The sequence below is a fragment of the Qipengyuania aurantiaca genome, from assembly GCF_019711375.1.
GTDB classification, from domain to species: domain Bacteria; phylum Pseudomonadota; class Alphaproteobacteria; order Sphingomonadales; family Sphingomonadaceae; genus Qipengyuania; species Qipengyuania aurantiaca.
The window spans coordinates 765,140-777,899 of sequence record NZ_CP081295.1 but is presented as its reverse complement, the minus strand read 5'-3'; the positions used below and the strand labels follow the sequence as shown (position 1 = coordinate 777,899).

15 protein-coding genes are annotated in these 12,760 nt (G+C 57.2%); 9 read left to right on the top strand and 6 right to left on the bottom strand.

Annotation, left to right across the window (positions count from 1 at the left end; genetic code table 11):
* The first annotated feature begins 331 nt into the window (after positions 1-331).
* The 4 genes from K3148_RS03880 to K3148_RS03865 all read left to right on the top strand — a co-directional run bounded on the left by K3148_RS03880 (position 332) and on the right by K3148_RS03865 (position 4,871).
* On the top strand, positions 332-574 hold the full coding sequence (locus tag K3148_RS03880) for a hypothetical protein (protein ID WP_221426010.1): 243 nt from the start codon (positions 332-334) through the stop codon (positions 572-574).
* Between the two features lie 159 nt (positions 575-733).
* Positions 734-2,797, top strand: coding sequence for an HAD-IIB family hydrolase (locus tag K3148_RS03875; RefSeq protein ID WP_221426009.1), 2,064 nt, complete (start codon positions 734-736; stop codon positions 2,795-2,797).
* The gene (locus K3148_RS03870; protein ID WP_221426008.1) at positions 2,794-3,933 is read left to right on the top strand and encodes a hypothetical protein; all 1,140 of its coding nucleotides are present in this window, start codon (positions 2,794-2,796) and stop codon (positions 3,931-3,933) included. The genes K3148_RS03875 and K3148_RS03870 overlap by 4 nt, the downstream gene beginning before the upstream one ends.
* Positions 3,930-4,871 carry a glycosyltransferase family 2 protein gene (locus tag K3148_RS03865; RefSeq protein WP_221426007.1) on the top strand — a complete coding sequence of 314 codons (942 nt, stop codon included), beginning with the start codon at positions 3,930-3,932 and terminating at the stop codon, positions 4,869-4,871. Before K3148_RS03870 ends, K3148_RS03865 begins: the two co-directional genes overlap by 4 nt.
* Here K3148_RS03865 and K3148_RS03860 read toward each other — a convergent pair.
* A complete protein-coding gene (locus K3148_RS03860; RefSeq protein ID WP_221426006.1) occupies positions 4,778-5,899 on the bottom strand; it encodes a glycosyltransferase in 1,122 nt (373 codons plus the stop codon). The two genes, K3148_RS03865 and K3148_RS03860, sit on opposite strands and share 94 nt — an antisense overlap.
* Before the next feature lie 132 nt (positions 5,900-6,031).
* Here K3148_RS03860 and K3148_RS03855 point away from each other — a divergent pair, with 132 nt between their 5' ends.
* From K3148_RS03855 to K3148_RS03845, 3 genes are read left to right on the top strand one after another with little or no spacing between them, the layout of a single operon-like run.
* On the top strand, positions 6,032-6,793 hold the full coding sequence (locus K3148_RS03855) for a Crp/Fnr family transcriptional regulator (protein WP_221426005.1): 762 nt from the start codon (positions 6,032-6,034) through the stop codon (positions 6,791-6,793).
* Complete coding sequence (locus tag K3148_RS03850) at positions 6,790-7,635, top strand: sulfotransferase family protein (protein WP_221426004.1); 846 nt, start codon at positions 6,790-6,792, stop codon at positions 7,633-7,635. Before K3148_RS03855 ends, K3148_RS03850 begins: the two co-directional genes overlap by 4 nt.
* Before the next feature lie 33 nt (positions 7,636-7,668).
* Positions 7,669-8,442, top strand: coding sequence for a Crp/Fnr family transcriptional regulator (locus K3148_RS03845; RefSeq protein WP_221426003.1), 774 nt, complete (start codon positions 7,669-7,671; stop codon positions 8,440-8,442).
* Here the strand turns inward: K3148_RS03845 and K3148_RS03840 are convergent.
* Genes K3148_RS03840 through K3148_RS03825 form a run of 4 tightly spaced genes read right to left on the bottom strand, consistent with a single transcriptional unit; the run spans position 8,439 to position 10,498 of the window.
* A complete protein-coding gene (locus K3148_RS03840) occupies positions 8,439-8,984 on the bottom strand; it encodes a DUF421 domain-containing protein (protein WP_221426002.1) in 546 nt (181 codons plus the stop codon). The two genes, K3148_RS03845 and K3148_RS03840, sit on opposite strands and share 4 nt — an antisense overlap.
* On the bottom strand, positions 8,977-9,564 hold the full coding sequence (locus tag K3148_RS03835) for a DUF1989 domain-containing protein (protein ID WP_221426001.1): 588 nt from the start codon (positions 9,562-9,564) through the stop codon (positions 8,977-8,979). Before K3148_RS03835 ends, K3148_RS03840 begins: the two co-directional genes overlap by 8 nt.
* Entirely contained in the window at positions 9,561-10,250 is a 690-nt protein-coding gene (gene gntA, locus K3148_RS03830; protein ID WP_247711635.1) for a guanitoxin biosynthesis heme-dependent pre-guanitoxin N-hydroxylase GntA, read from the bottom strand. Before gntA ends, K3148_RS03835 begins: the two co-directional genes overlap by 4 nt.
* Positions 10,251-10,258: 8 nt before the next feature.
* Positions 10,259-10,498, bottom strand: coding sequence for a hypothetical protein (locus K3148_RS03825; RefSeq protein WP_221425999.1), 240 nt, complete (start codon positions 10,496-10,498; stop codon positions 10,259-10,261).
* Between the two features lie 296 nt (positions 10,499-10,794).
* Here K3148_RS03825 and K3148_RS03820 point away from each other — a divergent pair, with 296 nt between their 5' ends.
* Complete coding sequence (locus K3148_RS03820) at positions 10,795-11,172, top strand: YidH family protein (protein ID WP_221425998.1); 378 nt, start codon at positions 10,795-10,797, stop codon at positions 11,170-11,172.
* A gap of 219 nt (positions 11,173-11,391) precedes the next feature.
* Here K3148_RS03820 and K3148_RS03815 read toward each other — a convergent pair whose 3' ends face one another.
* Positions 11,392-11,922 carry a hypothetical protein gene (locus tag K3148_RS03815; RefSeq protein WP_221425997.1) on the bottom strand — a complete coding sequence of 177 codons (531 nt, stop codon included), beginning with the start codon at positions 11,920-11,922 and terminating at the stop codon, positions 11,392-11,394.
* A 410-nt stretch (positions 11,923-12,332) separates the two neighbouring features.
* On the opposite strand from K3148_RS03815, the gene K3148_RS03810 reads away from it, so the two are divergent.
* The gene (locus tag K3148_RS03810) at positions 12,333-12,644 is read left to right on the top strand and encodes a hypothetical protein (protein ID WP_221425996.1); all 312 of its coding nucleotides are present in this window, start codon (positions 12,333-12,335) and stop codon (positions 12,642-12,644) included.
* Positions 12,645-12,760 lie beyond the last annotated feature (116 nt).

Sequence of the window (12,760 nt, the reverse complement as noted above, 5' to 3'; positions counted from 1 at the left end):
GATTTCTGACGTTATTGCGATGAAGGGCCGATGCGGTGAGCAGACATTTCCGACAAACGGGGCTTTCCAGCTTATCGCCCCCCTCCAGCCATTACGAGGCTATATTCGACTGCCTTAAAGACCAACGCCAAAATCGTAGTAAGCTCGTCACACAAGCGCTCACACGCCCACCAAGCAATTGGCCAAGAGCTTCTGCCAAGGGCCACGTCTAATACGATCCAGCGACCCGAGGCCCTGTGGGTGAACCACCGCTTCCTAACCTTTGGAAGAGTTGTGCCCGCAGTAAATTCTGAACCATCTGATCTTTTATCGAGGGTGAAAGGAGCGTCGCATGGAAGGACCGGTCGAGTGGATCGCATCAGTAGGAACGATAATCGCGGCCGGACTGATTGCGCTCGATATGGGGCGGAGGCTGACCGGATGGGGGTTCGTCCTCTTTACTGCGGTTTCCCTTATGTGGATCTATTCCGGTCTCAACGAGGATGCTATGCCGATCGCGGCAATGAATTTAGTTCTGCTTGTCATCAATGCTTGGGGGGTCTGGCGCTATCTAATCCGCAAAGAGCAGCCCTGACCGAAACATCGCGCCAGGTTCGCGCATCGCCTAGTCACGACGGGTCGCCGAGCGCGGATTGAACCTTCTGAAAATGGGTTCTCCACCAACATTGGTTGGTTAATGACCCGACTCTCGCTTCCCCTTGTTCGATGGACTGAACCTTCAAGGGGATTGCTGTTGCATATTGTTTCGCTCGCGCTCGGCGGCTGCCTCAAAGCCGAACCCGTCCGTTATGGCCTGACCGAGGATACGGGCGGGCACATTACTTATATTTTGGGCGAAATGGAGGCGTTGTCCCGGCGGGAAGATGTGAGTTTTGCCGAGATCATAACGCGCCGCTTCGATTCCCCAAGGCTTGGCATCGTCCACCAGCAAGCAGAAGAATGGATCAACCCTAAGCTTGTGATCACAAGGATCGATAGCGGAAATTCTGAGTACCTGGCCAAGGAAGCGCTCACAGCCGATCGCGAGGCATTTACGGATGCTCTGATCGCCGAATTCCGCCAGCGCGAACGACTGCCGGACGTGATCCACGCCCATTTCGCCGATGCAGCCGATGTAGCGATCAAAGTCGAAGAAGAACTAGGCATCCCATTCGTTTATACCGCCCATTCGCTCGGGCTGGATAAGCGGTCCGCTATGGCGGAGCACTCTCACGCAATTGAGGCCCGCATCGCAGAAGAAAACCGGGCTATCGATCGAGCTTGCGCTGTCATCGGGTCCTCACGTGACGAGTGCGAACGCCAGCTTACCGCCTATCCGTCGGCTCGAATTGGCAAGGTAAACCGGCTCGTGCCGGGTATCGACCGGCAGCAGCGCGCTGCAAGCTTGGCCTCGGCTACGAATCTTATCGCTCCCTTTCTCCGTGACCCCGCCAAGCCTATGGTGCTCGCGATTGCACGGCCTGTCCGCAAGAAGAACCTCGCCACGCTAATTGATGCTTTCGCGTCTTCCCCAACGCTGCGGGACCGGTGCAATCTCGTTATCCTTGCCGGACTGCGTGACGACCTAGAAACCGGGAGCGTAGAACAGCAGGAGGTCCAGCGCGAATTGGTCAATCGTATCGACCGCCATGATCTCTACGGTTGCGTAGCCTACCCTAAGTCCCATTCGCGTGATGACGTTCAAGCACTCTATGCGCTCGCTGCACGAACACGCGGGGTTTTTGTCAATCCAGCTTTCATGGAGCCTTACGGTCTGACGCTGGTAGAAGCCGCGGCGCATGGCCTCCCCGTTGTAGCGACCAAGGTCGGAGGACCGCAGGACATTGTTGCGGATCTGGAGCACGGACTGCTTGTCGATCCCTGCGATATGTCGGAGATCGTCTCGGCTATAAAGCGCCTCGTGACCGACCGGCAGCTGTGGAACCGGTACTCACGCAATGCTCTGACCAACAGTCTTGAGATGAACTGGGAAAGATACGCAGCCGGTTTCACACAGATCGCCCGAGAGGTGCTAGCGCAGCCAAAACCGAAGAAACAGCATACGCACCTCCTGGTCAGCGATCTTGACAACACACTGACTGGCTGTCCCGAAGGCATCCGCCGCTTCCGACGTTTCATGGAACGACGTCGAGAAATCGGTTTTGTCGTGGCGACCGGGCGATCGATTGTCGAAGCCAGACGACTTGTGCGCGACTGGGGATTGCCGAGACCCCTCGCCTGGATCACCTCGGTGGGAACGGAGGTGTACCATGAAGAAGGGGGCGAATTGACGCTCGATCAAGAGTATTCACGGTTGATCGAAGCGGATTGGGATGCTGTAGCCGTAGACAGCTTGCTGGATGGGTATCCGGACCTTGTTGCCCAACCATCCTACGAACAGCGACCCTACAAGCGTAGTTATTTCGTCGAAAACGAAGGACGTGCCGCGGAAATCGAAAAGGCACTGCGATCGGGGGGTGTAGCGGCCCGTATTGTCTTTAGTCACAGTCGGCTACTCGACATTTTGCCGCCAAAGGCTGGCAAGGCTGCTGCGATGCATTATGTGGCTGAACGCTTCAAAGTGCCGGAGAGCAATGTTTTCGCTGCTGGTGACAGCGGCAACGATGCCGACATGCTAACCGCTTGCGAAAACGCGATCCTCGTCGGCAATCATGCTGAGGAAGTAGCTTCGCTGGCAGCGCGTAGCAATGTTTATCGTTCGCGGCGGGAGAATGCTTCCGGTGCGTTGGAAGGCGTTCTGGTTCACCATCGCGCGCGAACATTGCGAATGCGCCAAGCGGCAGGGGTTCCGGCATGAGCAAGAACGGACCCGTTGCCTATTTCGTGCACCATCAGGGCCGCGGTCACGCCGAGCGTGCCGCCTCTATTGCCAACTGCATCGCGGGACATCGAGGCGTGACTCTCTTCTGCGCAAAACCGGAGATATTCCCTGATCTGGATAAGCGTATCGAGGTGATCGCTATCCCCTCCCTCTTTGAACCTCAAGGTGACGAGGCACCAGCCATGGCCTCAATCGCGATGCCCCATACGGTGCATTGTGCTCCCCTCGGCTGGCCTGCGATAACTTCAGCGGTCTCGCGTATCGTAAGTTGGTTTGCAGAGGAGAAACCTGCGCTCTTCGTAACTGACGTTTCGGCTGAACTAGGCCAGCTGGCTCGCCTCTGTTCCGTACCGCATGTCGCCGTGCTGCAGCATGGCGAGAGGTCAGACCCAGGACACATGGCGGCTTACGAAAGCGCTGTCGGGCTGCTTGCGCCGTTTGCACCAAGTTTGGAACAGTCTGACCGTCCTGTAAATTTGCGTCGAAAAACGCATTACGCATCAGGTGTTGGCGTGGAATGTGCTCAGAACATCGACAAAAGCGCGGCCCGTGAGAAGCTTGGTCTCGATCCGGAGCAAGAGCTTGTGCTCGTGATCGCAGGTGGCGGGGGGGAAGGCAGCCCATCAGCTCCATTAACCCTCGGTGCCCGCGCGGAACCAGACGTGCAGTGGGTCACCATCGGAAAGGTACGCAGCGAGTGGCATGAGACCCCCCCCGGCAATCTCGAACACAGGGGCTGGATGGACAATCCCCATGAATGGATCGCCGCCGCAGATCGCGTGGTCTCTTCCTGCGGCAACACTACGGTTCATATGATCCTCGCCGCTGGCAAGCCATGGGTCGTCATTCCCGAATGGCGCTATTTCGACGAGCAGTTCTGCAAGGCCGAAGTACTCGATCGTGAGGGTCTTGCGGCGGTGTCGCGGCACTGGCCGTCGCATGCTCAGGCTTGGGAGAAGCTCTGGACAGCAGCACGGATGATCGACGTTGAGCGGCAGCGGGCGGTGATCGACCCGAAGGCACCGCAGAAAGCAGCCGACTGGCTAGAGGATTTGTGTCAGCGATTGTGGGCGGGATCCGGAGAGAAGCCAGCGCTGGAGATCGTGGCATGACCATCACCGTCTGCACCTTGGCACATGGCCGCGAAACGCATCTCGCCAATCTGGTTAAGGGACTGAACCACTCGACCCGCCCGCCGGGTGAACTTGTAATCTCTGTCATGCAGGAGAGCCGATACGATCTTCCGGCGACGAGCTTCCCTGTGCGTCAGGTGGTGCTCGGGAATTCCGGGATATGCTTGGCGGAGGCGCGTAACCGTGCGGCCGCGCAGGCTAAAGGCGACCTGCTCGTATTTCTGGATGTCGACTGCATCCCGGCGCCGCGGCTGGTCGAGGATTATGTCGCCGCTTCGGCCTTCAACGATGGCGTATTCATGGGCGAGGTGGGATACCTCCCTAAAGGCGCAACCGACAGAGGGATCGATTTCGAGAGGTTCGAAAGCCTGGCGGTCAAGCATTCCGAGCGTGCAGGTCCGCCTAGCGGTATGGTCGGACAGTGCGGAGACTACCGCTGTTTCTGGTCGCTGAATTTTGCCCTTCCGGCGCGAACTTTCTACGAGATCGGCGGGTTCGACCCTCGATATGTCGGCTACGGCGGAGAAGACACGGATTTCGGTCGGACGCTGGTGTCGAAGGACATTCCGCTTTGGTGGGCGCGAGGCGCCAAGGCCTATCACCAATATCACAAGCATCACATGCCGCCGGTCCATCACCTCGACAGCGTGGTACAGAATGCTGGCATCTTCGCCGAGAAGTGGGGCGAACCCACGATGCAGCACTGGCTGCGGGCTTTTCGCCTGATGGGATTGATCGAGCCTGATGGGCACGGCGGCTGGACCAAGCTCAAGGAGCCCGATCGGGCCGATCTGGCGATGACACGTCAGCAGGAAGATCGACCTTATGCGAGCAGTGCGCTCGTACTCGAGGCGCTAGAAGACCAGGCCAGACGCGGCAAGGAGGCGAGCCGGGCACCGGCAATTACCCTGGCATAGCACTTTTCGTAACCGCGGATCATCGCTCGAATTGAGAGGTGTCGAACTGCGCGTCGACGACATGCCTCACGTTCGATTTGTCCGATGCGGCCCATCGCATGCGCGAGCGCTTCGACGTCGCCGCCCTGCACGAGGTGGCCGCAATCCCCGACTACCTCGGCGACCGCGCCCCGATCAAAACCCGCGACCGGAGTGCCGCAGGAAAGCGCCTCGGCGGCCACCAAGCCAAACGGCTCATCCCACAACGGTGTGACCAAAGCGCCGCGAGCGCCTGCCACTGCCTTGCGGAGAACGTCCCCTGATTTGTGGCCATGAAACTCGATCCCGTCCGTAAGGAAGGGCTCGACCTCGTCCGCAAAATAGCTCGCATCTTCGACCGGGCCGAAGATTTTTAAACGAACGTCCGCAAGGCGTGCGGCTCTTACCGCTGGTCCGAGACCCTTGTTCGGTACGATGCGTCCTGTCCAAGTGAAGTAATCGCCAACCTGTCCTTCCGGCAGCCAGGCTTGGGTATCGATGCCGTTCGGGACGACCTCCAGTTCCGTAAACCCCTTTTGCGACCATATGGACAGTTGATCGCGCGATGTGACGGTGGCGCCGATGTTGGGGTGTTGGCTGCCAGTCAGGACGGCATCGAACATCGAGCCGAAGGGCGGGACATGCTGCGACGTTACGCAGGGGATACCTGCGTGAGCGCACCACACGATGATCTCCGGGAAGAGCGAATTGTTGTGCACCACATCGTACTCGCCAGTCCCAATCCGCGCTAGAACCCGCTCGAATGCGTCGCGCTGGTAAGCGGCGAGTTCCCGTGTGCCTCTATAGACACGCCATGGCAGCACCTCGTCGTAAGGCGCATCGCAGATGGGAACGAGGCCGGGGTCGCTGGATCCGTCGGCCGCGAACAAATCGACTTCGTGGCCGGCTGCGCGCAGGCCGCGGCATAGCATGTCGCAATGCGCTTCCATGCCCCCGCTGAATGGCTCGGCAATGGCATGGCGAATATGGGCGAGAACGGCGATTTTCACCGGATAATCTCAAGACGATCTGACATGTCCCGCAGAACGGGCCGATTTGCCTGGCCGCGGCAAAGCTAACATTCGTCGAACAGGCGACTGGAACGGGCGGCGGGCCGTTGGGTTCATTGGATAGGAGGTGTGATGACTGCCGCAAGCGAACTGGAGCTTTACCCGAAAACTGGCCAATTCCTTGCTGGGCGGCTTCGGCACGACATGAGCGATGCCGAGAAGGCCGAACTCGAGGCTCTGGCCGGCGATGTGCAAGCCTTCGAAGATGGGCATCGTCTGATTTCTCGCGGCGACGTTTGCGACTGCTCCACGATGCTCGTCGAAGGGTTCATGCTCCGAACCTTGGAGAGCGAGGACCGGCGCTATGGAGTGAGTTTTCACGTGCCGGGCGACTTCGTCGACCTCCACTGTTTCGCGTTGAAGCGGCTCGATCACAACATCGATTGCGTCGGCCCCACAAAAGTTGCGCAGGTTCCTCATACGGCCATCGCCAGCATCATGCAGGAAAAGCCGCATCTGGCACGCCTTTTCTGGTTCTCTACCCTATTGGATGCTGCGATGCACCGCGAGTGGATCATGAAGCTCGAACAGCTGACCGCGCCAAAGCGGATCGGGCATATTTTCGCCGAGATCTGGCGACGGCTGGAGATGGTGGGGCTTGGATATCCGGACGGTTTCGAGACCCCGCTGACACAGGCCGACATCGCCGATATGTGCGGGGCCACCCCTATCCACACAAATCGCGCGCTTGCCGACTTACGCAAGCAAGGGCTTGTCAATTTTCAGCGTGGGGAAGTGAGGATTCCGGATCGCCGGATGCTTGAAGACTACGCTGGCTTTACCCCCGATTATCTCTACGGCGAAGGCGAACTGGCGATAAGGAAGATGGGGTGAACCCTCGGAAAAACAGGTTCGTTTTCGTCGCAGGGTTGCATCGCACAGGGACCACGCTCCTCGCACGGATTATCGGATCACATCCGAAAGTTTCCGCGATTCAGGCTTCTCCGGTGCCGGAGAACGAAGGCTGCTATCTCCAAGGCGTGATCCCCCATACGGCGCTCCATGGACGACCAGGTCACTACGCCACTGCCCCTGAGGAGCACCATACCGAGGCTTCCGCCTACAACACGCTAGAAACCAAGAACCGCCTACTCGCGGATTGGGGCCCCTGGTTCGCGCCGGACAAGCCGTGGTGGATCGAAAAGTCGCCAGTAAACCTGACGAGGATGAGACTGTATCAGCAGTTGTTCCCCACATCGCAATTCATCGTGATCCTGCGTCACCCACAGGTCATGGCAGCTGCACTCGCGAAATGGGTCGATAGGGATCCGCAGGAGCTCGTTCGGTACGCGCTCGATGCCTATGACCTGATGGCGACGGACCTATATTACCTCCATTCAGCGCTTGTAATCAGGTATGAGGATCTGGTGGCAGACACGGACGCAGTACGCCGGGCGGCATTCGCCTTCCTAGCGCTCGAGGATCAGCCCACCGGGCTCGAGATCATGGATGGTAATCGCCGCTATCGCGTATCAGACGACTTGGACGAAGAGCTGGCAGTACGGATGCAGCACTGGGGCTATCGAACTGGCGGTCAGTGCGATCCTTTCGAGCCGATATGTCGGCACCCTTTGCGGGATATCCGCGAGGGGGTCACACGCGCCATGAAATTGGATCAATTCATAAAATCCGAGCCTTCTGAACAAAAAGAACAGAAAGCTAACATCCGTCAATAGACGCGTTTCCAAAGCTTTGCTTAATCGCGCGTTATGGACGCAAAGACTGGAGACATCGAGCTCGGTCGCTTCCCCCTCACCGGCGATTTTCTCGCTGGCAGGTTGCGACGAAATCTTAGTCTCGATGATTTGAACTACATCGAAGAACTCGTCGAGAACGTGGAGGAGCACGAGGACGGCTCGCGCCTGCTCGAACGGGGCATCAGGACCGATCGCAGCACAATCCTGATCGAGGGCTACATCTTCCGCACTATCGAGATTGAGGACAAGCGGTTCATCACGGGGGTGCACGTTCCGGGCGATTTCGTTGATCTGCACGGTTTCGCTTTAAAACGTTTGGACCACAACATTGATGCTGCCGGACGCGTGAGAGTGGGCTGCGTCAGTCATGACACGCTTCGCCGGGTCATGAGGGATCGACCGGGCGTTGCCCGAGCAATGTGGTTCGCCACGCTTCTCGATGCGGCAATACATCGCAAATGGATCCAGACCTTGGAACAGCTGGACGCACCCCGCCGCATAGCGCACCTTTATTCCGAGTTGCACACTCGCCTCGACCTGATCGGTCGCAGTGTCACGCGGGCTTTGCGTACTCCATTCACCCAGTTCGACATGGCCGACATGTGCGGGGTCAGTGCGATCCACGCCAACCGTGCCGTGGGTAAGCTACGCGAGCTTGGGATCGCGGAAATTCGGAGGGGCGACCTATACACCAACGACTGGAGCGCACTGAAAGATTTCGCTCAGTTCGATCCGGACTATCTCTATGGCGACGGTCCGCTGAAGGTGAAGGAAGACTGGGACTAACCTTTCAGTTCATCAGGACAATTGACGTCCGACAAGGCGTCGGCGTCGCCCCAATGGACATCCTGTCGCGGTATCACGGACATGGTGCCGTTGGTTTCCAGAACCACCCAGTTGGCATCGGAATTCGCCGTGATTCCGGCGGCGCGCAGGGCCGTCTTTATCTCTTCTTCCGAGATACGCGTTCGGGCCATCGCATCGCGCAGATATTCACCCTTGTGAGTGAGCAAGGTCGGTTCCGCCTTCACGATATCGGCGACACCTTCACTCCTCAGAACAAGCTTCGTCGTGACGAACTGGCAGGCGGCGAGAACCACAATTGCCGCTATCGCATCGATACTTGCGACATTGCGCAGCAAGATCCCGCTTGCCGCCAGGCTGCCCACGGCGACGTTGATGATCCAATCGAAATTGTTGAACTCGCTGGTGGTTCGTTTTCCGACGACCCGGACCATGACGATGATGAGAATGTAGAACAGAAACGCGTTCGCGGAAATCTCCACGACCCGCTCCCAATTCGACCAGATATTCAGGGTTTCAGACAATTTCGCTCACCGAATAATCGATTGGTTTGAACGACCCACCATTGGAATCGTAGGCGGAGCACGCGGTCAAACCGATGATCAAATCCATCTCCGCGCGCAGCTGAATTTTGTCGCCAGCCTTTGATATGGGCGGCTTCACGGCGAGTAATCCGCTCTCGCCATCCACCGGCACGTTCATAAAAATGTTGAACGCGGTGGGAATATCATCGGAACCGATGCCATATGGCTCGAGCGCTTCTACCAGATTGCCAAAACAGCCGCGGTGGAGGGGCTTGTCCGGATAGAAATGCCTGAAGGTTTGCTCCGAACAAGGGGTCAGCAGGAAGTCATGGCATTGCGCAGTATCGTTGGTGATCGTGAGCATGGGGTTCGAGCGGTTCGACCATAATCGATTGCCCCAGCCCAGATGGATGGTTTCTTCATAATCGAAGGTTCGTCCATTGGAGATGACCTCCCGTACGTCATCACGGTTATAGGCAACAAGGTCGGAGACTTGCTGACCCTGTGGATCGCTGACCGTGAGGGTCGCCCCGCGGCGCATAGTGAAGGCGACGCCGCTTCGTGGATCGATGCGTTTCATTCTCTCTCCATTCTCGGATCGCGGAAAGGACACTGCCAATCCTCGCCGACCATCCGTCCGCTGTACTGACGCGCCTCGCTGCTTTCGCCGTGACGCGCCAGCATCGGGTTTATGTCACCGGCGAGCTGTCTGTCGCGCTCCAAGATAGCCTCACGCATCCGCTCGTATCGCCCGCCCGCGCGTAGCTTTTCGAACTGGTCGTGCAGGTTAAAAACCATCACGGGATGCGAGAACCGTCGAGCCGGTCGTGAAGCAGCGGGATGGAGGCCGACGACAAAATAGGCCTGTCCCCCGAAGCTCAGGGAGAAGTGCCGATCGCGTGGGTCGGGACTGACCGCGGGATCGTATGGCTGGCCGAGCCAATTGTCCTTTTCGGCAAACGATTGCAGTCGCTCCCACAGCAGCCGCTCGAATTCCTTCTCGTCGAGCCTCGACGGTTGTGAGAAGATGACGGCGATGCTTCGTAAGCCTTCCGGATCGTCACGGTAGGTTTCCGCCCACCCTATAAGTCGATCATGTATGCGCAGATCATCCCAGCCGCTTCGCATGTCGAAAGCAATCACGATCTCCAAAAGATCCTTTGCAAGTGCCGATTTCGCACCGACGCAAGGGAAAGGGGTCTGAGCGATATGCGCTTCGAACTCCTCCGCAAGGCGACCAGCAAGCCGGTCTTCAACAGCAAGCATCCCCGGCCTCATGCTGGCGCAACCTCTCCGCTGGAGGTATGAAAATTTTCATCCATAAACCGGCCCGCTGTCCAGTTGGCTTGCATCCTGACCTTTGGATTGGGAGCGCACCAGATCTCGCCTGAGTTGTCGAGCGCAGTGACCCAGATAAGATTGTGTTCTAGTCCGTAGTCGATAACGGCGATGGCAAACCCGTTCCCTTTGTCGAGTACCGTCACTGGCAAAGGCGGATTAAGCTGCGTGAACATATACCCTCGTGATGGCCAAACGGTGGTGGCGTGAGGTGAAGACGGTTGTCGCCTTACCTCACGCCTGCGATCGCTGAAATTTGGACAGGTTCAGGATCGCTTTGACCCTCAACGGGCGACCACGATTGCCGAGCCAGAACTGATATCGGTTAGTCAGATATGCCGAGCGCGAATTTGAGCCGGGGGGCGTAATTACGGCGCCTAGTCGGTACTTTTTTCACCAACCTCGGATCGTTCGTTACGCCTTCTAAACATTCATCAATTGTCAGGAGGACCGTGTTGTCTAGACGGTCGTGATGGCTGACGAAGATAAAGCACCGATAGATCTCGCATCAACGCGCACCGACTTGGCGGAGGATCGGACGGTTCTGGCAAACGAGCGAACCTTTGCAGGTTGGATGCGCACAGGCTTAGCGGCAGTCGGTATTGGGCTAGGCTTCAACGCTCTATTCGGAAAAATGGAACCCGAATGGCTACCCAAGCTCATCGCCACCGGCTTCATCATATCCGGCGTAATCATTTTCTATCTGGCTGAACGCAGTGCCTGCAAAGTTCTCCAACGTCTCGATCCGCATTCGATTGAACCACTACGACGGGTGAACCTGCGCTTTGTGGCGACTTTGATGGGAATTGCGTCACTAACCCTTCTGGGTGGAATGTGGCTACTTATTTGAAAGCGTCTCAAATCATGCGAAAATTGCGAGGCTAAAGGCCGACTTTCAGCTATCGGCCCTACTTTGTCGTCAGTCCGCTGTCCGCTATTTTTCATCTGCCGCCAGAAGCAGACGGTCGCAAAACCACCCAATTCGTGACTGCTTCGCCTAGCTCGCAATGTGCTATGAGCGGACGGGCAGCTAACGACCCGTTTACGGTCGTTGTCAGATGGCTTTTGATTACCTGATTTTTGTCGTCAGTTTGATGCTGACCAGGCGCCAGCGCAATCCATCTCGCTCGAACCGATACGAGTTACCTTTCTGGTCATCGCGATCAGAAGGAGAGGCGATAAACTCATCGATCCCTATTCGTTCAAACTCCCAATTCTCCGTTGTCTCCATCAATCGTGGCATCACTCCTGTCGGATCCTCAGAGTTAAGTTCGTCGGGTAGGCCTAAAGCGGCCGCGAATTGCCAGTCTCCATAAGGCTCGACGACGAAGGCTCTGATCGCATTTGGATCGGTCATCGCATCGAGAACAACGTGTTTTGTCAAAGGAGGCGGATATGTCTCGAATTGCGGCAACATCTGCTTCTCGAAGCTCGATCGCACTTTGTCACGATCGTAAAATGCGGTCAGTTCCTGAGACGCTGTGTTCCAATCACTGAGCTGTGAGATAGCGTAACGAGGTGACAGAAAATACCAGCCCACGAAAAATAGCGCAGGTCCGAAAACGACCGCGGCAATCGAAAGAGAGCGCGCGAACCTCATGGCAGTCGGGGTCGTGCCCGATCGATTGCGCAACTGTTTAGTTTGTAACCAATCACTCAGGGTCTATCCGATTCAGCGGCAGCTTGAGGCGATATATTCTATAAAACCAGACAATCCGCTATCCACCCATCTGGCGACAGTTTCACCGAGCTAGCGATGCGCCAGGAGCAGACGGGCGGCGAACGACCCGATTGCGGACATCGGCACAGAACATTGGCCGGTGCGTTCGCTTCATTATGCGATATTTCCAAGCAATAGCGTTCTTTACAGGAATTGCCCTTCCAGTCTTCGGATGCGCGACGCCATCAAATCAGGAGACATCCGCAAGCGAGAGCGAATCGGTTCTCGTTGAGATCACAGGATGTTGCTCGTTTCGCACGAGCGGGGCTCTTAAGGAGAGCGATGGTTCCGTGCCAATCGAAGGGTTCCTGCCGAGGGTCATTGCGAGCGAAAACGAAAAGGTGACCATCACGCCGCAATTAGGTTACTACGGGTGGCTTGAGGCAGAAGGCGGAACTGAGACGCCCATCGGCGACTATCGCGGTTTGGCAACGGTTTCTGAGAAAGGCAGGACGGCCGTCATCGCGTTGGAAAGAGTTGCTGATCAGGGAACTCCATTGAGTGTCGAAATCTCATCCGATTGCAACGGATCATGCCAGTTATTTAGCCAAGTGTTGGAGACGTTTGAGACTGAAAGACAGTGGGTGGTAAGAGAACCTTAGTCTCGGGGCGGTCTCTTATAAAAGCGCTCGTTGAGCCAGACAGTGAAATCGTCGAACCGACTTCCGCTTTCCACCCATCTGACGACGCTTTCGCCGAGCTAGCTATGTGCCAGAAG